Source organism: Mycobacterium heckeshornense (assembly GCF_016592155.1).
Classification (GTDB): domain Bacteria; phylum Actinomycetota; class Actinomycetes; order Mycobacteriales; family Mycobacteriaceae; genus Mycobacterium; species Mycobacterium heckeshornense.
This window is the reverse complement of the sequence record NZ_AP024237.1, coordinates 629819-650804: the sequence shown is the minus strand read 5'-3', so window position 1 is coordinate 650804 and position 20986 is coordinate 629819. Positions and strand designations below refer to the sequence as shown.

Here is a 20986-nt window from a genome sequence, read left to right as displayed (position 1 = left end):
GTTATGTAACGATAACGTGCTACCTGGTGGTTAGCGCGGCGACGATGCAGAGCGCGCAGCGCGATGACAAGGAGCCGCGCCACCAGGCCCAGCGGCGACGATGCAGAGCGCGCAGCGCGATGAGAAGAAGCCGCGCCGTCGCGCCGGTACGCCACAATGTGCAGATGCGCAGGATGCTCGCCGGTGTGGCGATCGCGGCGGTCGCGGTGCTTGTCGTCGGCACCGGTGCCGTCGCCGTCGACTTTGCAACGAGCATCTACGCCGAGTACCGCTTGTCTCGCGCTGTGCGCGCCGCAGCGGACCTGGGCTCGGATCCGTTCGTGGCCATTCTCGGATTCCCGTTCATCCCCCAGGCGCTGCGCGAACACTACGACGAGCTGGAGATCAAGGCCAACGCGGTCGACCACGCGATGGTCGGGAAGGCCACGCTGGAGGCCACGATGCACTCCATCGGCCTGGCCGACTCGTCGTGGCTGATCGGGCCGAACGCCAAGCTGCCGGTGGGAAAACTGGAAAGCCGCATCATCATCGACTCGGTGCACCTCGGCCGCTACATGGGCATCGCTGACCTGATGGTCGAGGCACCGTCGGAGGAGACCAACGACGCCACCGGCGGCACCACTGAATCGGGCATTTCGGGCAGTCGCGGCCTGGTGTTCACCGGCACGCCGAAATCCGCCAACTTCGACAAACGGGTCAGTGTCTCGGTGGACCTATCGATCGCCGGTGCGGACAACGCCACGCTGGTGTTCACTCCCACCGGGATCTTGACCGGCCCTGACACCGCCAACCAGAAGGTCCCCGAGGACAAGCGAGCCGCTGTGCTCAGCGCCTTCAGCAAGCGGCTGCCCGACCAAAAACTTCCGTTCGGCGTGGCCCCGACCAGCCAGGGGGTGCGCGGCTCGGATGTCATCGTCGAGGGCATCACCGAAGGAGTAACGATCACGCTCGACGCGTTCAGACAGTCATGACCACAGCGCGACCCATCACAGCGCGGGCGGTGGATCAGTGACCGCCGCGGTCACCGCGATCGCCTGCGCCTGCGGGCTGGCGGGCCTGGTCGGCTGGCTTCTGAGTCGGCGGTCCGGAGCCGTCCGGGCAACCTCCGCACGGTCAGGGGACCCGTCACACGCCCAAGCGGCCGGGCTCGACCTCTCCGGCACCGGACCGACCGTCGTTCACTTCAGCGCCCCGTGGTGCGGACCGTGTGCGCGGGTGCGCCAGGTGGTCAGCGAAGTGTGCGACGGCCTCGGTAACGTGGCCCACGTCGAGGTCGACCTCGATTCCAACCCCGTTCTGGCGCAGCGCTTTTCGGTGTTGTCGCTGCCGACGACGCTGATCTTCGACGACGAGGGCCGCCAGCGCTACCGCGCAGCCGGCGTGCCTTCTGCTGCCGACCTGCGCTCGGTGCTGACCCCACTGTTGGCTTGACCCGCGTGTCATTAGGTAAGCTGTCCGACGTGTTCGCCCGCCTCGAGCCCATGCTCACCAAGCGCCGCGCAGTCGACCTGTGCCGCGTCGCGGGCTGCTGCTGTTGTTTTAGCTGCTGAGTAGCGCGCCTTCCGTGCCGCTCTCGGAGCAGCCGTTCCGGCGTGCCCCAAGCCTTCCCGTTGTCAACAGGAGCAGCTCTGTGTCGAGAACCAACACCACCGCCCAGGCCGACGGCGTCGACGTCCGCGGGCCGCGGTTCGTTGCGTGGGTCACCACCGCGGTCCTCGTGGTGACGCTAATCGTGTCCGGGTACAGCACACTGGCGGCAGCCGCCGTCCTGGCGGTGCAGGCCGTCGTCTTCGCCGTCGGTGCTCGCCGCGGGCCGCGGCGGCATCCGTACGCGATCGTGTACGGCATTCTGGTGGCGCCGCGGCTGGGGCCGGTGACCGAACGGGAGCCGGTGCCACCGCTGAAGTTCGCGCAACTGGTCGGATTGGTCTTCGCCGTCGTCGGTGTGGCCGGGTTCGCCGGCGGCGCACCCTTGCTGGGCCTGGCCGCGACGGCTGCCGCGCTGGCGGCGTCCTTCCTCAACGCGGCCTTCGGTATCTGCCTGGGCTGTCAGCTCTACCCGCTGGCCGCGCGGCTAAGGCACACACCCAGCGAGGTCCGCACAACCACCAACCTCTTCACCTGAGCAACCGAAAGGAACCCGCCATGGCACGTTCCGACGTCCTGGTCTCGGCAGACTGGGCCGAGGACAATCTCGACACACCCGGCGTCGTCTTCGTCGAAGTCGACGAGGACACCACCGCCTACGACAAGGGGCACATCCGCGGGGGGGTCAAACTGGACTGGCGCAAGGATTTGCAGGATCCTGTCCGGCGCGATTTCGTTGACGCGGAACAGTTTTCGAAGTTGCTGTCCGACCGCGGCATCTCCAACGACGACACCGTGATCCTCTACGGCGGCAACAACAACTGGTTCGCCGCCTACGCCTACTGGTATTTCAAGCTCTACGGCCACGAGAAGGTGAAACTGCTCGACGGGGGTCGCAAGAAGTGGGAACTGGACGGCCGTCCGCTGTCGACCGACCCGGTTACCCGCCCGACCACCTCCTACACGGCCAAGCAGCCGGATAACTCCATCCGGGCGTTCCGCGACGAGGTCATCGAGGCCATCGGTGTCAAGAACTTGGTCGACGTGCGCTCCCCGGAGGAGTTTTCCGGCAAGATCCTGGCACCGGCGCATCTGCCACAGGAACAAAGCCAACGGCCGGGGCACATTCCCGGCGCCATCAACGTGCCGTGGAGCAAGGCCGCCAACGAAGACGGCACCTTCAAGTCCGACGAGGAGTTGACCAAGATCTACGCCGACGCCGGCTTGGACGGTTCGAAGGAGACCATCGCTTATTGCCGGATCGGCGAGCGCTCGTCACACACCTGGTTCGTGCTGCGCGAACTGCTCGGACACCGAAACGTCAAGAACTACGACGGAAGTTGGACCGAATACGGCTCCCTGGTGGGAGTCCCGATCGAGTTGGGAAGCTGAACATGTGCACACCACCCAAGCAAGGACAGACGTTGCCCGCCAGCGTCGACCTGGAGAAAGAGACGGTGATCACCGGCCGGGTCGTGGACAGCTCCGGCCAAGCGGTGGGCGGGGCATTCGTCCGGCTGCTGGATTCCTCTGACGAGTTCACCGCCGAAGTTGTCGCCTCGGCCACCGGTGATTTCCGGTTCTTCGCGGCGCCGGGGTCCTGGACGGTGCGCGCGTTGTCGCCAGCCGGTAACGGCGACGCCGTGGTGAACCCGTCGGGTGCGGGTATCCACGAGGTCGACATCAAGGTCGCCTGACCGGCCGCGCCGCGCCAGCCGGGGTGGCGGTACGCGAACTAGACTCGTGGCCGTGATCCTGTTCTTCGAGATCATGCTGGTCGCGGCCGTCGTGGCGATCGCGTGGTTCGCGCTGTATACGCTCTACCGCCTGATCACCGACGACTCGTGAGCTCTTCGGGGCAGCCCGCCCGGCGGGCCGATCGGATCGCTTCCGGTCAACGTGCCATGGCCCAGGCGGCCGAGCGCGCCAAGGTGACTGCGAGCCGCAACATCCCGGTATTCGACGACCTTCCTATCCCTGCCGACACCGCGAACCTGCGCCAAGGCGCGAACCTGCACGACGCGCTGCTGGCGTTGCTGCCGCTGGTCGGGGTGTGGCGCGGCGAGGGAGAGGGCCGCGGTGCTTCCGGAGATTACCGGTTCGGCCAGCAGATCGTTGTGTCCCACGACGGCGGCGACTATCTGAACTGGGAGGCCAGGTCCTGGCGGCTGAGCGAGTCGGGCGAGTACGACGGGCCCGCACTGCGCGAGACAGGTTATTGGCGTTTCGTCCACGACCCCACCGATCCGACCGAGTCGCAGGCCATCGAACTGCTGTTGGCGCACTCGGCCGGTTACGTCGAGTTGTTCTACGGCCGGCCGCGCACCCAGTCGTCATGGGAATTGGTCACCGACGTCCTTGCCCGCAGCAAGTCGGGCATGCTTGTCGGCGGCGCAAAACGGCTCTACGGGATCGTCGAGGGCGGCGACCTGGCGTACGTCGAGGAACGGGTGGACGCCGACGGCGGGTTGGTACCGCATCTGTCGGCGCGGCTGTCGCGGTACGCGGGATAACGGCGCCCGACATGGACAGCCCCCGAGCCGATGCTCCAGGTTGGACGGACCGGGAGGCTCGGGGGCCGGGTGACTGCGGGGAATTCGCCAGCGCGCGCTGCTGAATCCTCGCTTCGCGCTGCTTAGCGCGCAGCCACCTCACATGTCCACGAAGCACTCAATTTGTCGGACCACCTCCTTTCCTGTGTAGGGCGACCATAGCATTTAGGGCGCGTTTCTGCATGTCAGCCCCAGTTTTGGGCTGGCTACGGTACGGGTCCGGTACGAGCGCAGTACGAGCCCGATTCGCCCCTAGTCACCGGGGTAACGCCGGGGTGAACGCCGGACCGAACTTCATTAGCCAAATCCGTGTGATCAAGGTCGGTAAACCGTTACGCTGCCTTTGGGTTGACAGGGCCGTCAATTTCAAGATCACTTTCGCGGGGTGCAATTATGGGCGCTCGGATTCGGGTTCTCGTCGTCGCGTTGGCGATTGGCGCGGCGGCATTGGGCGCTGCCCCGGCGGTCGTTGCGAACGGGCCGACTACGGTTCTGGCAGGTTGTGGCACGGGCCACTACGAGAACTCGGATGGGCAATGCATTCCCGACCCATCCTCGGGTCTGCCCCCTAACGGTGCCCCCGGCCCCTTCGGCGGCGGGCCGCCTGTGGGAGCTACTGCGATCTGCCGAGATGGCGACTACTCATTCAGTACTCACCACTCAGGCACGTGCTCGGGACACGGCGGCGTGCGATGGTGGCTCGCAAACTAACGGCTACTTAGGCCAACCGCGCCTGCGCGGCGTGCTACTTGCCCCGGCGCTTCTTCTTAACTAAGGTACTTTGCTGCTCTTGGCGCGGCGACCGACCTTGCCCCGTACCCGCGCGGGCCTGCCGCGCGAACCGGGCGCGGTGGGCGGACTGTTTGTTGGTGGCCATGGGCGAAACACCAACCTTTCATCTCTGGGTGGGGTAGCAACCGGGGCGAGGGCTGAGCCGTGGACACCCCGCCCCGGCTGGGTCCGCGCTACCGGGCACGCTTACGCCGCGGTTTACGGCGCAGCGGCACCCGCTTGTATGTGCTGCCTTTGCGGGCGGGCAACCGCGCGTACGCGGCTTGCTTGCATTTGCCCAGTTCATGGTGCTCGCCGGTGGCGTGTGCCTTACCGAGCGCCCACCGCCGCAATCTCGGGTTGGCAAAGAACAAGCGCTGCTGGGCTTTTGACTTAAAGGGCTTGTGGCCGACCGCAGGCCGTCCCGGTATGACCCCAGGGGATAGCACCTGGCTTTCTGGCCCTTGCCTGCGCCTTTGTGTAAGCCCTTGCGCCGCACCACGATTACATGCCAACCTGGTCGCCAGGGTAACCACGGGCCTGGTCGCGCCGTCGCCGCGTTTGCCGTGGCACGCCGACGCCACCGCTACCGGGCACCGGCTCGACAGGCGGGCTTTTGGGCATATATAGCCCGCCCAGCGACGGCGGTAGCCCGTTGGCGTGCGGCGCGACTAACCCCTCGCCCCAAGATAATTCGGTGTCGCCTAGCTCGCGCTGGCCCGTGATTGGGTCATGCGAGCGCCAGTGGCGGGGCTAGCGCTGACGCTGCTCGTAGCGCTCGTAAGCGGACGGCGGTTCCCTGTATGGCTCCGGTGCACAAACGGGAGCCATTACGTTTCAATCGTTGTCGGTGCGGTGTATGACGCGTCGGTCGTGATCTGCATGACCGCAGCCGCGCCCCGATACGCCGTGTGCCGACACCGAACCCACCCGCAAAGAAGCTGTCCTGCAGCGGGTAACCTTGCCAATGTCTCGGAATATGCTGCAGCCCCTGATAAGCCGGGTTGACGTGCTCCCTGAAACCAATAGGGTTGTCCTGGCGGTTTAGCCCGCCCGTAGCAACGAGTGCCACGTATTTCCTGGGAAAGTAATAGCTTTGGATCAACAGCGCACTGCCGTAACTACCCCCACCTGTAGCCCGTTGTACTCGATGTTCGGCACTGGGCCATGAATGGTTGCCTGGGAAATCCACGTCGGCATAAGCGCGCTGGGGATGAAATCCCATTTTGGGCCATCGTCGCATCGGACACCGACACCCTTCGGGCGCGTCGCCCCGGCAAAACCGCCTAAGCGCCGGGGTGGATGGCAGGAAAGTGCCTGTGAGCTGGGGTTATAGGTGGTCCGCTGAGAAGCACTCAATTTGTCGGACCACCTCCTTTCCTGTGTAGGGCTGACCGTACGCGCTCTACGCCGGCCGGACAACGCCAACTCAGCGGTCGCTGACGATAGCGGCGTCGACAAGTTCGGCGAATTCCGCGGCCATCGGGGCCCGCGGCAGCGGTCGGCCGTCTAGTGTGTGTACCCGCGCCGCCAACGTCATGCTCGACACCAGCCAAATACCTTGGGCCGCAAAGAGATCGGATACACGTAAGGCCCGGTAATCGCAGTCGTAGCCTTTGCCGCGCGCCACTTCGAAGAGCGCCTGCTGGGTGGTGCCGCGCAGGATCGGATACCACGGCGGTGGGGTGAACAGGGCGGTGCCGCCGCCTTCGCCGGGGGCGGCGATCACCACCGTCGAACGCGGGCTTTCCAGGACGTACCCGTCGGAGCTGACGAAGATGGCGTCACCGGCGCCCATGCGGGCAGCGTGGCGCAGGGCCGCCATGTTGACCGCGTAGGACAGCGTCTTGGCACCGGCCAGCAGCCATGGCATGGCGTCGGTGCCGCCGGCGGGCAGCCCGCGCGGCAGCGTGACCGCGGCGACCCCGTCGCGGCGGGCTGCGGCGATGCGCGGGGCCAGCGGATTGACCGTGACATAGGCGGTCGGCGCCGAACCGCTCTCCCGGCCGCGGCTGTAGACCAGTCGCATCGCGCCCTCGTCGGCCGTGGCGGCTGCCCACCGACGCGCGGCCGTGTCGATCGCAAGCCGCCATGCCGCCGGATCGGGCTCGGGCAGGTCCATCAATTTGGCCGAGTGACTCAGCCGCGCCAGATGCGCCTCCACTAGGCAGGCGCCGCCGTCACGGACCAACAGTGTTTCGAAAACGCCGTCGCCTCGCACGACGGCGAGGTCGTCGGCGCATATCAGCGGCGTGTCCGGTGTCAATATCTCGCCGTCGAGCGTGACGACCACGCCCGTCTGGCTAGCCATGGACGTTCAGCCTAACGAGCGCTCCGTAGAGTTGGCATGTGACCGCAGTTCCCGCGCCCGACCCCGGGCCCGACGCAGGTGCCGTCTGGCACTACGGCGACCCGTTCGGTGAGCAGCGCGCGGCCGCAACCGAGGCCGTGGTGGTGGACCGCTCCCACCGGGCCGTGATCACGCTGACCGGCGGCGACCGGAAGAGCTGGTTACACAGCATCTCGACACAACACGTCAGCGAGCTGCCCGAGGGCGCCAGCACCGAAAACCTCAGCCTGGACGGGCAGGGCCGGGTCGAGGACCACTGGATTCAGACCGAACTGGGTGGCGTCACTTATCTCGACACCGAAGCGTGGCGCGGCGAGCCGCTGCTGGCCTACCTGCGCGCGATGGTGTTCTGGTCGGACGTCACACCGGATGCCGCCGACATGGTGGTGCTTTCACTGCTCGGGCCGCGGCTAAGTGAACCGGCGACGCTCGATGTGCTGGGTGTGGACGAATTACCCGCCGAGATGACGGCCGTGCCGCTGCCCCGGGGCGGATTCATGCGCAGGATGACCAGTGCGCACACCGGCCAAATCGAGCTGGATGTGCTGGTGCCGCGGCAGCAATCGAGCGACTGGTTACACCGGCTGACTCAAGCCGGGGTGCGCGCCGCCGGGGTATGGGCCTACGAAGCCCATCGGGTGGCCTCGCGTCGTCCACGACTTGGTGTCGACACCGACGAGCGCACCATTCCCCACGAGGTCGGCTGGATCGGCGATCCCGGCGTGGGCGCCGTTCATCTGAACAAAGGCTGTTATCGCGGGCAGGAGACGGTCGCGCGGGTGCACAACCTGGGCAGGCCGCCGCGGATGCTGGTGTTGCTGCACCTGGACGGCTCGGCCGATCGGCCGGCGACCGGTGACCCGGTTCTTGCCGACAAACGCACGGTCGGCCGGCTGGGAACCGTCGTCGACCACGTCGATCTGGGCCCGATCGCACTGGCGCTGGTCAAGCGCGGACTGCCCGCCGATACGGCCCTGGTCACCGGCACGGGCGGGGACGTCGCCGCGGTGATCGATCCCGATTCGCTGCCGCCCGCCGACGTGGCCGGCGCGGGGCGGATCGCCGTTGAGCGGCTCCGCGGCACTAACCGATGACGGCTGTTGGAGCGGGCAGGGCCGCCAGCGCGTGGTCTCGGGGCACGGTAAACTATGCGGCAGGACAATAAACGAGACCGACAGATCGGAGCCGCCTACTCGTTGGGCCGCTCCGTTATTGCGCGAGGGGGTCTCCCCATGGGCCGCGGCCGGGCAAAGGCGAAGCAGACCAAGGTTGCTCGAGAACTGAAATACAGCTCCCCGCAGACCGATTTCGAGCGGCTTCAGCGCGAGCTCTCCGGTTCGGGTGCTGGCGACTCCAACCGGCTGGACGGTGACGACCGGTTTCCCGACGACCCATGGAACGACGAAGACGACTGGCGCCGTTAGGGTCGTCTACCAGCCGTTAGAACCGCGGGTGCTGCCCGACGAGCCTGGCTCGCGGGCCTTCCTTGCCGCCCTTGTTGACGGTGCCCAACACCCAGCAATCCACGTGCCGGGCGGTCAAGATGGCCAGCGCCCGATCGGTGTCCTCGGGTGCGACGACGGCGACCATGCCGACGCCCATGTTGAACGTTTTTTCCATCTCCGCGCGGCTGACCCGGCCCCGCTGCGCGATCATCGCGAAAACCGGTGCCGGCGTCCACGTGCCGCGGTCGACTTCGGCGACCAGTCCATGTGGCATGACGCGCTCCAGGTTGCCGGCCAGCCCGCCGCCGGTGATGTGGCAGAAGGTGCGGACTTGGGTTTCGGCGGCCAACGCCAGGCAGTCCTTGGCGTAGATGCGGGTGGGCTCCAGGAGTTCTTCGCCCAGCGTGCGGCCGAACTCCTCGACGTAGCCGGCCAGGTTCATCCGGTCGATCTCCAGCAGGACGGCACGCACCAGCGAGTAGCCGTTGGAGTGCAGGCCGGACGAACCCATCGCGATGATGACGTCACCAGGTTTGACACGTTCCGCGCCCAAGACGTCGTCAGCCTCGATCACGCCGACAGCCGTGGCCGACAAGTCGTAGTGGTCGGGCTCGATGAGGCCGGGATGCTCGGCGGTCTCGCCGCCCAGCAGCGCGCAGCCGGCACGAATGCACCCTTCGGCGATGCCGGCGACGATCGCATTGAGACGTTCGGGCACGATCCGCCCCAACGCGATGTAATCCAACAGAAAGAGCGGCTCGGCGCCGCACACAACCAGGTCGTCGACCACCATCGCCACCAGGTCCAGGCCGACAGTGTCGTGTTTGTCCATTGCCTGGGCGATCGCCAGCTTGGTGCCCACGCCGTCGCTGGAGGCGGCCAGCAGCGGTTCACGGTAACCGCCGCGCAGCGCGAACAGTCCGGCGAATCCCCCCAGCTTGCTGCGGACTTCGGGCCTGGTGGCCCTCGACGCGAGTGGTTTGAACAATTCCACGGCGCGGTCACCGGCTGCAATGTCCACCCCGGCCGCTGCATAGGTGATGCCCTGGTTGCCGGAGTGTTTTCCGGAATCCTTCCGACGGTCCGTCATCGCCGATAAAGGCTACCGTTCGCGCCGTGCTAGGGGCGCCGTAACGCGTCTTCAGCCAGAGCAGCCTCGTCGATCGCAGGGTCGGTCTGCACGGCCCCGCGGGCCGCGGTGGCCAGCATGTGCTCGATGACGTTCTTACCCAAGACGGACTCGCTGGACAGCTCGATCGGGTACGCGCCGTCGAAGCAGGCGGTGCAGAGCCGGGACGCGGACTGTTCGGTGGCCGCGATCATCCCCCCTTGGGAGATGTAGCCGAGCGTGTCGGCACCGATGGCGTGCCGCACCGCCTCGAGCATCTCGTCCTCGTCGTCGACGGCGTTGGCGATCAACTCCGCCGGCGACGGGAAGTCGATCCCGTAGAAGCAGGGCCACTTCACCGGCGGTGAGGCGATCCGCACATGCACTTCGGCGGCGCCGGCCTCACGCAGCATCCGCACCAGGGCGCGCTGGGTGTTTCCCCGCACGATCGAGTCGTCGACGACGATCAGCCGCTTGCCCCGGATGACCTCTTTGAGGGGGTTGAGCTTGAGCCGGATACCCAGCTGGCGGATGGTCTGCGACGGTTGGATGAAGGTGCGCCCGACGTAGGCGTTTTTCATCAGCCCCTGCCCGTAGGGAATGCCGGACTCCTGCGCGTAGCCGACCGCGGCGGGCGTGCCGGATTCCGGCACCCCGATCACCAGGTCGGCGTCGATCCCGCACTCGCGGGCCAGCCGGCGACCGATCTCAACCCGGGCGGCATGCACCGATCGGCCGGCAATCGTGCTGTCCGGGCGTGCCAGGTAGACGTATTCGAAGACGCAGCCCTTGGGCGTGGGCTCGGCGAAACGGCTGGACCGCACCCCGTCGGCGTCGATCGCCAGCAGTTCACCCGGCTCGATGTCACGGACGAACGACGCCCCGACGATGTCGAGGGCTGCGGTTTCGGAAGCCACCACCCAGCCGCGGTCGAGTCGTCCCAGGCACAGCGGCCGTACCCCGAACGGGTCGCGACCGGCATACAGGGTGTTCTCGTCCATGAAGATCAGGCAGAACGCGCCGCGCACGGTCGGCAGCAGTTCCAGGGCCGCTTGTTCTAGCGTCGAGTCGGCCGCCGCGTGGGCCAGCAGCGCGCCCAAGACATCCGAGTCCGTGGTGGCCGAGCCGGGCAACCGGGGGTTGATCAACCCGGCTTCACGGGCCCTGGTGACCAGGACGGTGCTGTTGACGATGTTGCCGTTGTGTCCCAACGCCACCCCGGTGCCGGCCATCGTGGTCCGAAACACCGGCTGAGCGTTCTCCCATGTGGTCTGCCCGGTGGTGGAGTAGCGACAGTGCCCGATGGCGACGTGCCCCGGCATGGCCGCCAACGTCTGCTCGTCAAACACCTGGCTGACCAGCCCGAGATCCTTGAATACCAGCACCTGCGACCCGTCGGCCACGGCGATGCCGGCGGCTTCCTGCCCGCGGTGCTGCAGCGCATACAAGCCGTAGTAGGTGAGCTTGGCGACTTCCTCGCCGGGGGCCCAGACCCCGAAGACACCGCATTCTTCGCGGGGCGGATTGTCCTCGGGCTGGGGCTGCAGGACGGTCACGGTCTGGCGGCTCCCGAAGGTTGGTGACGTAACGGAGTCTACGGGGACGACGCCTCGGTCGCAGAATCCGGCGTGCGTGTTGCGCCGGCGTCTCGTCAAGCAGGCAGGTTCACCACGGGCAGCCATCGTTGGATCTCAGCGGCGCGCGGACCTGACAGATGCAGCGCCCCGGCCGCCTTGGCCGCCGGCACCTGCAGCAGCCCGGTGGCCAGCTGCAGCCAGGTCCGCGGATCGGTCTCGACAATATTCGGTGGGGTACCGCGCGTATGCCGCGGACCGGCAATGCATTGCACAGCGACGAACGGCGGGATCCGGACCTCCACGCTGGCGCCGGGTGCCTGCGCGGCCAGGGTGCGCGCGGTGAGCCGGACAGCGGCCGCCAGCTCGGCTCGCTTTGGCGCCGAGCGGTTTTCGTCACGCAGCCAGGCGGCGACGGCCAAGACGGCTTGGCGGGTCTTGGCCGGGTCGGCGCTTTGACGGGCGGCCATGTCTTACGAACCTGACCGCCGCTGAATGGTGAGAGCCGCCACCGCCGCGGTCTCGTTGATCGCCAGATGTGTCAGCATCGGAGCGGCCAGGCTGCCGGACCGGTCAGCCAGCCAGCCGAACAGCCAGCCCGCCACGCCGGTGACCAGGATGGTCAGGCTCACCGGCTGGCCCGCGGCGCGCGCGTCGGCGATGTGGGAGAGCCCGAACGCGACGGCCTGCACCAGCCGGCCCCCGGATTTGCCGAAGCCCCTGGCAGCGGCGGTCGCCAGCGCAGCCCGGAATGCGGCTTCCTCGGCCCACACCGTGCCCACGGGTATCTGTAACCCCAACCAGGCCGGTGCCGAACGCGGCAACGGCCGCGCGGACATCGACAGCCGCACCACGGGCACCGGCGCCGTCGCCGCGATCGCGGTCGCCGCGGCGGCCCCGGCCGAAAGCCCCCACCGCAGCCCGGCCCATAACCGCGGTGGACACAACCCGATGCGCGAACCGGTCAGCAGTGCCACCAGCGCGCCCCCGCCAGCTTGCGCGGGCACTCGCCACCGCACCGGTATCCGCGGCATGATGAAACTCGAGCCGACCAGCACGGTGGCCAGCAGGAGCGCCCGTGACCGCTCAAATGTGCTGCCGTGCATCAGCTTTCAGGTCCGTCGGCGCCTTCTGATTGTTTGAGCGCGGCACGTGTCCGCTCGGTGTCGGCGGCCGTCCAGCCATCCGGGGGTATCACCGCCGCCCAGCCGTCGAGGATGGTGTTGCCATAGTTGTGGCCATGACCGCGGGGCATGCCCTCGGCGTTGGTGAGGTCCGCGCTGACCTGCCAGAACGTCACCACCGGATACCAGCGCATCGACGCGGTGCGGTCTTGCCCCGGCGGTTCGACCAGCCAATCGGGTCGGCTGAACAGCAAATCGGGCGACCACCACACGACCGGGTCGGACGGGTGTTGCAAAAACAGCACCCGGGTGCCCTCCCATGGCCCCGCTGCGACGCGGGCGACGTCCGCGGGGTCGACGGCCTCCGAAAAGCGCACGGTTCGCCCGTTGTCATAGCGTGGCTGCACCTCGGTGGTCCCGGGATCGCGCCGCACAATCAGCGCATGCCATAACGCACTTTCGTGCGGCGGCCCCACCCACAGCACCGCGTCGAAGCCCATCTTGGCGATGTCGGGCAAGAACCCGAACGCCGCCTGCCCGGCCATCGAACCAAGGCTTTCGCCGTACAGCACCAATTTCGGCCGGTGATCCGCCGGCAGTTGCTGCCAGCGGTCGTGCACGGTGTCGATCAGCATCTTTCCTGAATCCATCGACTTTTGCCGGTCGGCCAAGAATGAAATCCAGCTGGGCAGGTACGAGTACTGCAGCCCGGCCATCGCGGTGTCGCCGTTGTACATCATCTCCAGCGAACGCGCCGCCACCGGATCGATCCAGCCGGTGCCGGTGGTCGGGATGATCACCAGCAGCTTGCGGTCGAATGCGTGGGTGCGTTCAAGTTCGTCGACGATCACCCGCGCACGTGCGCGGTCGTCGGCGGCGGTCTGCAGCCCGGCATACACCCGGATGGGCTCCTTGGCCGGCCGACCGTTGAGCCGGGTCAGCTCGGCGGCGTGCGGGCCAGTGGCGACGAAGTTGCGACCCTGGAAGCCGAGTGTGTCCCAGGGCGCCAATGACGCTGGGCTACCTGACTTTTCGGGCAATAACGGCTGATGTATGCGCGCGCCGGTGGCGTTGTTCCGCGGCTCGGAAAGGGCATTGGCCCCGACGAAGAAACCCCGCACCAAGACCCCGTTGATGAGGGTGATCAGCAGCGCCACGACGATCGTGGTGCCGATGAACAGCGCCACCTCGTCGTGCAGATGCCAGCGCCTGATCAGCATCCGGGCCAGCAGCTTGACCGCGTCGATGAGGGTCCGGCACGTCGCCACCAGCACAGCACTCACCACGCTCGCGACGACCAGCGTGCGCAGATAGCCCAGCGTGGTCGGACCGGGGATGCCCATCAGCGCCGACACTTGCCGCTGCCACCCGGCGGCCGGGACGAGCATCAGCACCGCCGCACTCGGCGCGATCACGACGACACCCGCCTTGATCCCGAACAACACCCGGGCCGGCGGCGGCCACCAGCGGGCGTTGCGCAGCAGGAAACGTTGCGCGGCTTTTTCCACCAGCACGCCCAAGCCATAGCCGAAAGCCGCGTTGATGCCGCCGATCAGTCCTTGGAACAGCCAATCCCTGGGCAGCAGCGACGGCGTCAACGACAAGCAGAAAAACAGCGCGCCGAACCCGACCCCGCCGAAGCGCAGTCGCAGCAAGCCCCACGCCCACACCAGCAGCGGGTGCCGGCCGCGGGGCTGGGCTGCGTCGCTGACCGGTTCGGTGGTGGCGTCGTGCACTGGGATGCTCATGCCCGCACACTCATCCGAACAGCGCGGGCAGCACCGCTTCGGAGGTGCCGCGCAGTTCTGCCAGCGATACGGTGAACAAGCCCCGAAATTCGACGGCATCCGACTCCGGGTCGACGACTCCGATGCGCATGGCGGGCAGCCCACGCACCTCACACAGCGACCGGAACCGGTTCTCCGCTGTGCGCGGCACCGCCACCAACACTCGGCCGGCCGACTCGGAGAACAACATCACGAAGGGGTCGATGCCGTCGGGAAGCACGACGCGGCAACCGGTTTCGCCGGCCAGTGCCGCCTCCACCACCGCGATGGCCAGGCCACCTTCGGACAGATCGTGCGCCGCGGAGACCAGTCCGTCACGCGACGCCGCGCTGAGCACCTCGGCCAGCAGCTTCTCGCGGGGCAGGTCGACTTTCGGCGGCAGCCCGCCAAGGTGGTCGGCGGTCACCTGGGCCCACACCGAGCCGTCGAACTCGTCCCGGGTCTCGCCGAGCAACATCAGCGTCTCCCCCGGCTCGGTACCCAGATCGGTCGGGATGCGCCGGTGCACGTCGTCGATGACGCCGAGCACACCGACGACCGGGGTGGGCAGGATCGGGGTCGATCCGGTTTGGTTGTAGAAGCTGACGTTGCCGCCGGTCACCGGAATGCCAAGGGCCGCACAGCCGTCGGCCAATCCGCGCACCGCCTGGGCGAACTGCCACATCACCGCCGGGTCTTCCGGTGAGCCGAAGTTCAGGCAGTTGGTGACCGCGACCGGGGTGGCTCCGGTGACCGCGACGTTGCGGTACGCCTCGGCCAGCGCAAGCTGGGCGCCGGCGTAGGGATCGAGCAGCGTGTAGCGGCCCGACGCGTCGGTGGACACCGCGATGCCGCGGCCGGTGGACTCGTCGACGCGCAGCATGCCGGCGTCGGCGTGCGCGGCCAGCACGGTGTTGCCGCGCACATAGCGGTCGTACTGTTCGGTGATGAACTTGCGGCTGCATAAGTGCGGGCTGCCCAGCAGCGCAAGCAAAGTGGCGCGCAGCTCGTCGCCGCTGGCCGGCCGCGGCAGGCTGCTCGACCGGTCGGCATTCAACGCGTGCTGCGAGGCCGGCCGGGCCAGTGGACGCTGGTATACCGGCCCGTCATGGGCCACGGTGCGCGGCGGCACGTCGGCGACGGTCTCGCCGTGCCAGGTGATGCGCAACCGGTCGCCGTCGGTGACTTCGCCGATCACGGTGGCCGGCACCTCCCATTTGCGGCACACCGCGAGAAACGCGTCCACGTTGTCCGGCGCGACCACCGCGCACATCCGCTCCTGCGACTCGCTGCACAGCACCTCGGCGGGCGTCATGTTGTGGGTGCGCAATGGCACAGTGCCCAGTTCGATGTCCATGCCGCCGTCCCCGGCAGACGCTAATTCCGAAGTGGCACAGGCTAATCCGGCCCCACCTAAATCCTGGATACCGATCACCAGACCTGCGGCGTACAGCTCCAGGCAGCATTCGATGAGCACCTTTTCCATGAACGGGTCACCGACCTGAACCGACGGCAGCTTCTTGCGGCCCGGTCCGGCCTCGTCACCGCCGAAGGTGTCCGACGCCAGCACCGACACCCCGCCGATACCGTCGAGCCCGGTGCGGGCACCGAACAGGATGATCTTGTTACCGGCGCCCGAGGCGAAGGCCAAGTGCAGGTCTTCTTTGCGCAACACGCCGACGCACAGCGCGTTGACCAACGGATTGCCGGCGTAGCAGGCGTCGAAGACGGTTTCGCCGCCGATGTTGGGCAGGCCCAGCGAATTGCCGTATCCCCCGATCCCGCGCACCACGCCGTCGACCACCCGGCGGGTGTCCGGGGCGTCGACCGGGCCGAAACGCAGCTGGTCCATCACCGCCACCGGTCGCGCCCCCATCGCCATGATGTCGCGCACGATGCCGCCGACCCCGGTGGCCGCGCCCTGGTAGGGCTCGACGTAGGAGGGGTGGTTGTGCGACTCGACCTTGAAGGTGACGGCCCAGCCGTCGCCGATGTCGACGACGCCAGCGTTTTGCCCGATCCCGGCCAGCAGCCCGGCCCGCATCTCGTCGGTGGTGGTCTGCCCGAAATAGCGCAGATGAACCTTCGACGACTTATATGAGCAGTGCTCGCTCCACATCACCGAATACATCGCCAGCTCGACGTCGGTGGGTCGTCGGCCCAAAATGTCGCGGATGCGCTGGTACTCGTCGTCTTTGAGGCCGAGCTCGCGGAAGGGTTGCGGCTGTTCCGGGGTGGCGGCGGCCCGCTCGACGGTATCGACCGCGTGAGTGAGCCCGAACGTCACGGAGCCAGTCTAGGTTCCGCGTGGTCGCAGAGCCGTTCACACCGGCATGAACGGGCCGACTGCCGCAACAGTGCGCGTCGGCGGGCAGCGCACGGCGCAGGCGCCTCGAGGAGGCGCCCAGGGCCCTAGCGCCCGGCCACGCGGAACGTGTTGCCGTGGGTCGGCCGGCACCACCCGGCGAACACTGTCATTCGATGCTGTGCTGGCCGATGCGGCTGGCTCCGGCGGCTTGCAGCCGGCTCACAGCAGCGTCGACGTTGGCGGTGCTGAAATCCAAGCGCACCCGGTTCTTGCCCGGCGTGGGGTCGGGCACCTTCTGAAATCCCAGCCGTGGACCCTGCGGGCGGCTCACCGCTATAAGCTGTCCATGCTTGCCGGACGCTGAGCGGCGATGTCACTGCGGCGTCAAAAACGTCTGCAGCGCAGCCGAATACGCGGCGACGTCGGCGGCGCCCATCAGTTCGCGGGCGGAGTGCATCGCCAGCTGGGGAGCGCCGACGTCGACGGTCGGGATGCCGGTCCGCGCCGAGGTGATCGGGCCGATCGTCGAGCCGCACGGCAGGTCGGCCCGGTGTTCGTAGCGCTGCAACGCCACGCCCGCCTGCTGGCAGGCCAGTGCGAAGGTCGCCGCGGTGCGGCCGTCGGTGGCATACCGCAGGTTGGGGTGGACCTTCAGCACCGGGCCGGCGTTGATCGCGATCGGGTGCCCGGGCTCGTGGCGGTCGGGGTAGTTGGGGTGGGTGGCGTGCGCCATGTCCGCTGAGGCCAGTGTGGATCCGGCCATGCGGCGCAGGAAATCCTCGCGGCCGCCGCCGGTCGCCAGCACGATCCGCTCCAGTGTGGTCAGCAGCAGCTCGGACTGGGCGCCGTGATCGGAGGTCGAACCGACCTCTTCGTGGTCGAACAGCGCCAGCACCGGCAGGTAGCCGCCGGGCTCGGCGGCCAGCAGCGCCTCCAGGCCGGCATAGCAGCTGGCCTGGTTGTCCAGCCGGGGTGCGCTGACGAACTGGCTGTCAAGTCCGGCCAGCGTGGAGGGCGCCAGATCGTGGGTCATCAGATCGAAGCCGAGCACGTCGTCGGCGCCCACGCCAGCTCGCTCGGCGACCTGGCCGACAAACGAGCGGGTGGTGTCGCCGGCGGCCCACACCGCGTTGACGTGGTGCTGCGGGTCCAGCGTGAGTGACTTGCGGTCTTCGGCCAGGTGGATGGCCAGCTGCGGCACCCGCAGGATCGGTTCGTCGATGCGAATCAGCCGGTGGCTGATGCCGGCACCGTCACGCACGGACAGTCGTCCGCTCACCCCGAGGTCGCGGTCCAGCCACGAGTTCAGCCAGGCGCCCCCGTAGGGCTGCAGCGCGACTACCTGCCAGCCCGCAACCACCCGGTCGGGCCGCTGTTTGACGCGCAGATTGGGGCTGTCGGTGTGGGCGCCGATCACCCGAAACGGCGCGGCCGAAGCGCCCGCGCTGTGCCACGCCACCATCGAGCCAGCACGCACCGTGAAGAATTTGCCGGCACCGGGCCAGGTGTCGGTTTCAGCCAACTCGACAAACCCGGCGGCGCGCAGCGCACGCGCCGCCGTGGCACACACGTGGAACGGCGACGGCGATGCGTCGATGAATTCGCACAGACCCCGCGCCGTGGCTGTCATGTCCTCATCCTGTCATCGCAGCACGGGCCGGGACGTTAGGGTCGAATCCATGCCTGCCGCGCAGCCGCAACCGATCCTGCAACCGTTGACGCCGGCAGCTATTTTCCTGGTGGCCACCATCGACGAGGGCGGTGAGGCAACCGCGCATGACACGCTGCCCGACATCTCGGGGCTGGTGCGGGCGATCGGTTTTCGTGACCCGGCCAAGCGCCTGTCGGTGGTGGCCTCGATCGGGTCGGATGCATGGGATCGGCTGTTCTGCGGTCCGCGGCCCGCCGAGCTGCACCCGTTCGTACCGTTGAAGGGCCCGCGGCACATTGCGCCCGCCACGCCCGGGGATCTGTTGTTTCACATCCGGGCCGAAACGATGGACGTGTGCTTCGAGCTGGCCAGCCGACTGGTGGACGCGATGGCCGGTGCCGTGACGGTGGTCGACGAGGTGCACGGCTTCCGGTTCTTCGACAACCGCGACCTGCTCGGGTTCGTCGACGGCACCGAAAATCCCGATGGACCGCAGGCCGCCGGCGCGACTCAGATCGGCGACGAGGATCCCGACTTCGCCGGCGGGTGCTATGTGCATGTGCAGAAGTACGTGCACGACATGGCCGGCTGGAATGCGTTGTCGGTCACCGAGCAGGAGCGGGCGTTCGGCCGAACCAAGTTGGAAGACATCGAATTCGACGACGCCGCCTTGCCGGCGAACTCCCACATCGCGCTGAACAAAGTCGAAGACGACGACGGCAACGAGCTCAAGATCGTGCGGCACAACATGCCGTTCGGCGAGGTGGGCAAGGGCGAGTACGGCACGTACTACATCGGCTACTCCCGCAGTCCCGCCGTCACCGAACAGATGCTGCGCAACATGTTTCTCGGCAATCCGCCCGGCAACACCGACCGCATCCTGGACTTCTCCACCGCTCTCACCGGTGGATTGTTTTTCTGTCCCACCGTCGACTTTCTCGACGACCCACCGCCACTGCCGCAATTACCGTCAGACGGCTCGCTGGCGATCGGCAGTTTGAAAGGAAACCCTCGATGAACAACCTCTACCGCGAACTGGCACCGATCACCGAAGCGGCGTGGGCCGACATCGAACTGGAGGCGACTCGGACATTCAAACGGCACATCGCGGGGCGTCGAGTGGTCGATGTGAGCGGACCCGGCGGTCCCACGATGGCGGCGGTCGGCATCGGTCGACTGACGGACGTAACGTCCCCTTCCGAAGGAGTGATCGCGCATCTGCGGGCGAGCAAACCGCTGGTGCGCCTGCGGGTTCCGTTCACACTGTCCCGATCGGAGATCGACGACGTGGAGCGCGGCGCGAAGGACTCCGACTGGGACCCGGTTAAGGATGCCGCCAAGAAGCTGGCCTTCGTCGAAGACCGGGCCATCTTCGAAGGCTACGGCGCCGCGTCGATCGAAGGTATCCGCAATGCCAGCTCGAACACACCGCTCAAGCTGCCCAAGGACGCCCGCGCGTTCCCCGACGTGATCTCACAGGCGCTGTCCGGGCTGCGGCTGGCGGGTGTCGACGGGCCCTACTCGGTGTTGCTGTCGGCCGACGCCTACACCAAAGTCAGCGAGACCACCGAACACGGCTACCCGATCCGCGAGCACATCAACCGGCTTATCGACGGCGAGATCATCTGGGCGCCGGCCATCGACGGGGCCTTCGTGCTGACCACCCGCGGCGGCGACTTCGACCTGCAACTTGGCACCGACGTCGCGATCGGTTACCTGTCGCACGACGCCGACACCGTGCAGCTGTACCTGCAGGAGACGATGACGTTCCTGTGCTACACCGCCGAGGCGTCGGTCGCGCTCAGCGTGTAAGTCAGGCCGCCAACACACAATCCAACACCGAATAGAACAGGTCGAGGCCGTCATCGGACGGGCCGGTCAACGCCTCGATGGCATGCTCGGGGTGCGGCATCAAACCGACCACCCGACCGTTGGCCGAGCTGATGCCCGCAATATCGCGCAGCGAGCCGTTGGGGTTGCCGAGATAGCGGAACACGATCCGCCCCTCGGCTTCCAGTTCGTCGAGCACCCGCTGCGGGGCCACGTAGCGGCCCTCGCCGGACTTCAGCGGCACCAGCAGTCTCGCGCCCGGCTCGAATCGCGAGGTCCACGCCGTCGCCGTCGACTCCACCCGTAGCCACACGTCGCGGCAGATGAAGTGCAAACCCGCGTTGCGGGTGAGCGCTCCGGGCAGCAGACCCGCTTCACATAAGACCTGAAAACCGTTGCAAATACCGAGGATTGGCAGCCCTCGGCCCGCGGCAGCGATCACTTCGCTCATCACCGGCGCGAACCTCGCGATCGCGCCGGCGCGCAAATAGTCGCCGTAGGAGAAGCCGCCGGGCACCACGACCGCGTCGACGCCCCGCAGATCAGGGTCGGCGTGCCAGAGACCCACCGCCTCGGCGCCGACGACACGTACCGCCCGGGCCGCGTCGACGTCGTCGAGTGTGCCGGGAAACGTGATGACGCCGATGCGGGCCGTCACCGCGGTTCCCGGCTGATGGTCCAGTCTTCGATCACCGTGTTCGCCAGCAGCGATTCCGCGATCTCGGCGAGCTCCGAATCGTCGACGGTGTCGTCGACCTCCAACTCAAACCTCTTGCCCTGCCGCACATCTGAGATTCCGGCGTGGCCGAGCCGTCCCAGTGCGCCGACGATCGCCTGGCCCTGCGGGTCGAGAATCTCGGCCTTGGGCATCACATGCACAACCACCCGGGCCACGGACGCTCCTCGCTGTCGATAGCTGC

22 protein-coding genes and 1 pseudogene are annotated in these 20986 nt (G+C 67.5%); 12 read left to right on the top strand and 11 right to left on the bottom strand.

All coding sequences use genetic code 11. The annotated features are described in order from the left end of the window. Positions 1–164 precede the first annotated feature (164 nt). The 8 genes from lmeA to MHEC_RS03020 all read left to right on the top strand — a co-directional run bounded on the left by lmeA (position 165) and on the right by MHEC_RS03020 (position 4850). Entirely contained in the window at positions 165–971 is an 807-nt protein-coding gene (gene lmeA / locus MHEC_RS03050; protein ID WP_276000195.1) for a mannan chain length control protein LmeA, read from the top strand. 37 nt (positions 972–1008) lie between these two features. Next, positions 1009–1431, top strand: coding sequence for a thioredoxin family protein (locus MHEC_RS03045; protein ID WP_048889737.1), 423 nt, complete (start codon positions 1009–1011; stop codon positions 1429–1431). A gap of 5 nt (positions 1432–1436) precedes the next feature. After that, complete coding sequence (locus MHEC_RS24930; RefSeq protein ID WP_372507380.1) at positions 1437–1550, top strand: Ms5788A family Cys-rich leader peptide; 114 nt, start codon at positions 1437–1439, stop codon at positions 1548–1550. Positions 1551–1630: 80 nt separating this feature from the next. After that, on the top strand, positions 1631–2125 hold the full coding sequence (locus tag MHEC_RS03040) for a DUF4395 domain-containing protein (protein ID WP_048889736.1): 495 nt from the start codon (positions 1631–1633) through the stop codon (positions 2123–2125). 20 nt (positions 2126–2145) lie between these two features. Then, positions 2146–2979: a sulfurtransferase gene (locus tag MHEC_RS03035; RefSeq protein ID WP_048889735.1), complete on the top strand. Its 834-nt coding sequence runs from the start codon at positions 2146–2148 to the stop codon at positions 2977–2979. Between the two features lie 2 nt (positions 2980–2981). Beyond that, the gene (locus MHEC_RS03030; protein WP_003923261.1) at positions 2982–3284 is read left to right on the top strand and encodes a DUF1416 domain-containing protein; all 303 of its coding nucleotides are present in this window, start codon (positions 2982–2984) and stop codon (positions 3282–3284) included. A 207-nt stretch (positions 3285–3491) separates the two neighbouring features. Further along, on the top strand, positions 3492–4100 hold the full coding sequence (locus MHEC_RS03025) for a heme-binding beta-barrel domain-containing protein (protein WP_048889894.1): 609 nt from the start codon (positions 3492–3494) through the stop codon (positions 4098–4100). A gap of 432 nt (positions 4101–4532) precedes the next feature. Then, a complete protein-coding gene (locus MHEC_RS03020; protein ID WP_071700136.1) occupies positions 4533–4850 on the top strand; it encodes a DUF3761 domain-containing protein in 318 nt (105 codons plus the stop codon). Positions 4851–6339: 1489 nt separating this feature from the next. On the opposite strand, the gene MHEC_RS03015 is transcribed toward MHEC_RS03020, so the two are convergent. Continuing rightward, the gene (locus MHEC_RS03015; RefSeq protein ID WP_099868941.1) at positions 6340–7203 is read right to left on the bottom strand and encodes an aminodeoxychorismate lyase; all 864 of its coding nucleotides are present in this window, start codon (positions 7201–7203) and stop codon (positions 6340–6342) included. A 56-nt stretch (positions 7204–7259) separates the two neighbouring features. Between MHEC_RS03015 and ygfZ the strand changes: the two genes are divergently transcribed. Beyond that, complete coding sequence (gene ygfZ, locus MHEC_RS03010) at positions 7260–8354, top strand: CAF17-like 4Fe-4S cluster assembly/insertion protein YgfZ (protein WP_048889733.1); 1095 nt, start codon at positions 7260–7262, stop codon at positions 8352–8354. Between the two features lie 138 nt (positions 8355–8492). Further along, complete coding sequence (locus MHEC_RS03005) at positions 8493–8684, top strand: DUF3073 domain-containing protein (RefSeq protein ID WP_048889732.1); 192 nt, start codon at positions 8493–8495, stop codon at positions 8682–8684. Positions 8685–8700: 16 nt separating this feature from the next. Here MHEC_RS03005 and purM read toward each other — a convergent pair whose 3' ends face one another. From purM to MHEC_RS02965, 8 genes and pseudogenes are all read right to left on the bottom strand, one after another. Next, positions 8701–9795 carry a phosphoribosylformylglycinamidine cyclo-ligase gene (gene purM / locus MHEC_RS03000; RefSeq protein WP_048889731.1) on the bottom strand — a complete coding sequence of 365 codons (1095 nt, stop codon included), beginning with the start codon at positions 9793–9795 and terminating at the stop codon, positions 8701–8703. Positions 9796–9824: 29 nt separating this feature from the next. Continuing rightward, positions 9825–11369, bottom strand: coding sequence for an amidophosphoribosyltransferase (gene purF, locus MHEC_RS02995; RefSeq protein WP_048889730.1), 1545 nt, complete (start codon positions 11367–11369; stop codon positions 9825–9827). Between the two features lie 95 nt (positions 11370–11464). Beyond that, positions 11465–11857 (bottom strand): sterol carrier family protein, encoded by a 393-nt coding sequence (locus MHEC_RS02990; RefSeq protein WP_048889729.1) that lies wholly within the window; start codon positions 11855–11857, stop codon positions 11465–11467. A gap of 3 nt (positions 11858–11860) precedes the next feature. After that, on the bottom strand, positions 11861–12493 hold the full coding sequence (locus MHEC_RS02985; protein ID WP_048889728.1) for an Rv0804 family intramembrane glutamic endopeptidase: 633 nt from the start codon (positions 12491–12493) through the stop codon (positions 11861–11863). Continuing rightward, positions 12493–14259 (bottom strand): alpha/beta hydrolase, encoded by a 1767-nt coding sequence (locus tag MHEC_RS02980; RefSeq protein ID WP_099868914.1) that lies wholly within the window; start codon positions 14257–14259, stop codon positions 12493–12495. Before MHEC_RS02980 ends, MHEC_RS02985 begins: the two co-directional genes overlap by 1 nt. A 10-nt stretch (positions 14260–14269) precedes the next feature. Then, positions 14270–16564: a phosphoribosylformylglycinamidine synthase subunit PurL gene (purL, locus tag MHEC_RS02975; RefSeq protein WP_048889727.1), complete on the bottom strand. Its 2295-nt coding sequence runs from the start codon at positions 16562–16564 to the stop codon at positions 14270–14272. A gap of 125 nt (positions 16565–16689) precedes the next feature. Further along, a pseudogene (locus MHEC_RS02970) lies at positions 16690–16910 on the bottom strand (VOC family protein); the annotation flags it as partial. 48 nt (positions 16911–16958) lie between these two features. Then, the gene (locus tag MHEC_RS02965) at positions 16959–18215 is read right to left on the bottom strand and encodes a M18 family aminopeptidase (RefSeq protein ID WP_048889726.1); all 1257 of its coding nucleotides are present in this window, start codon (positions 18213–18215) and stop codon (positions 16959–16961) included. Between the two features lie 49 nt (positions 18216–18264). Between MHEC_RS02965 and MHEC_RS02960 the strand changes: the two genes are divergently transcribed. After that, positions 18265–19254: a Dyp-type peroxidase gene (locus MHEC_RS02960; protein ID WP_071700328.1), complete on the top strand. Its 990-nt coding sequence runs from the start codon at positions 18265–18267 to the stop codon at positions 19252–19254. Further along, complete coding sequence (locus tag MHEC_RS02955) at positions 19251–20048, top strand: family 1 encapsulin nanocompartment shell protein (RefSeq protein WP_048889724.1); 798 nt, start codon at positions 19251–19253, stop codon at positions 20046–20048. Before MHEC_RS02960 ends, MHEC_RS02955 begins: the two co-directional genes overlap by 4 nt. A 1-nt stretch (position 20049) precedes the next feature. Here the strand turns inward: MHEC_RS02955 and purQ are convergent, their stop codons facing one another. Together purQ and purS are read right to left on the bottom strand one after the other, a co-directional pair. Beyond that, positions 20050–20724, bottom strand: a complete 675-nt coding sequence (gene purQ / locus MHEC_RS02950) for a phosphoribosylformylglycinamidine synthase subunit PurQ (RefSeq protein WP_048889723.1) — start codon at positions 20722–20724, stop codon at positions 20050–20052. Beyond that, on the bottom strand, positions 20721–20960 hold the full coding sequence (purS, locus tag MHEC_RS02945; RefSeq protein ID WP_048889722.1) for a phosphoribosylformylglycinamidine synthase subunit PurS: 240 nt from the start codon (positions 20958–20960) through the stop codon (positions 20721–20723). Before purS ends, purQ begins: the two co-directional genes overlap by 4 nt. Positions 20961–20986: the final 26 nt, after the last annotated feature.

Bases quoted from the DNA above. Each gene is read 5' to 3' on its own strand.
- lmeA (WP_276000195.1), top strand. From the start codon at position 165: ATGCGCAGGATGCTCGCCGGTGTGGCGATCGCGGCGGTCGCGGTGCTT.
- MHEC_RS03035 (WP_048889735.1), top strand. From the start codon at position 2,146: ATGGCACGTTCCGACGTCCTGGTCTCGGCAGACTGGGCCGAGGACAAT.
- MHEC_RS03030 (WP_003923261.1), top strand. From the start codon at position 2,982: ATGTGCACACCACCCAAGCAAGGACAGACGTTGCCCGCCAGCGTCGAC.
- MHEC_RS03025 (WP_048889894.1), top strand. From the start codon at position 3,492: ATGGCCCAGGCGGCCGAGCGCGCCAAGGTGACTGCGAGCCGCAACATC.
- MHEC_RS03020 (WP_071700136.1), top strand. From the start codon at position 4,533: ATGGGCGCTCGGATTCGGGTTCTCGTCGTCGCGTTGGCGATTGGCGCG.
- MHEC_RS03005 (WP_048889732.1), top strand. From the start codon at position 8,493: ATGGGCCGCGGCCGGGCAAAGGCGAAGCAGACCAAGGTTGCTCGAGAA.
- purM (WP_048889731.1), bottom strand. From the start codon at position 9,795: ATGACGGACCGTCGGAAGGATTCCGGAAAACACTCCGGCAACCAGGGC.
- MHEC_RS02990 (WP_048889729.1), bottom strand. From the start codon at position 11,857: ATGGCCGCCCGTCAAAGCGCCGACCCGGCCAAGACCCGCCAAGCCGTC.
- MHEC_RS02985 (WP_048889728.1), bottom strand. From the start codon at position 12,493: ATGCACGGCAGCACATTTGAGCGGTCACGGGCGCTCCTGCTGGCCACC.
- MHEC_RS02980 (WP_099868914.1), bottom strand. From the start codon at position 14,259: ATGAGCATCCCAGTGCACGACGCCACCACCGAACCGGTCAGCGACGCA.
- MHEC_RS02965 (WP_048889726.1), bottom strand. From the start codon at position 18,215: ATGACAGCCACGGCGCGGGGTCTGTGCGAATTCATCGACGCATCGCCG.
- MHEC_RS02960 (WP_071700328.1), top strand. From the start codon at position 18,265: ATGCCTGCCGCGCAGCCGCAACCGATCCTGCAACCGTTGACGCCGGCA.
- MHEC_RS02955 (WP_048889724.1), top strand. From the start codon at position 19,251: ATGAACAACCTCTACCGCGAACTGGCACCGATCACCGAAGCGGCGTGG.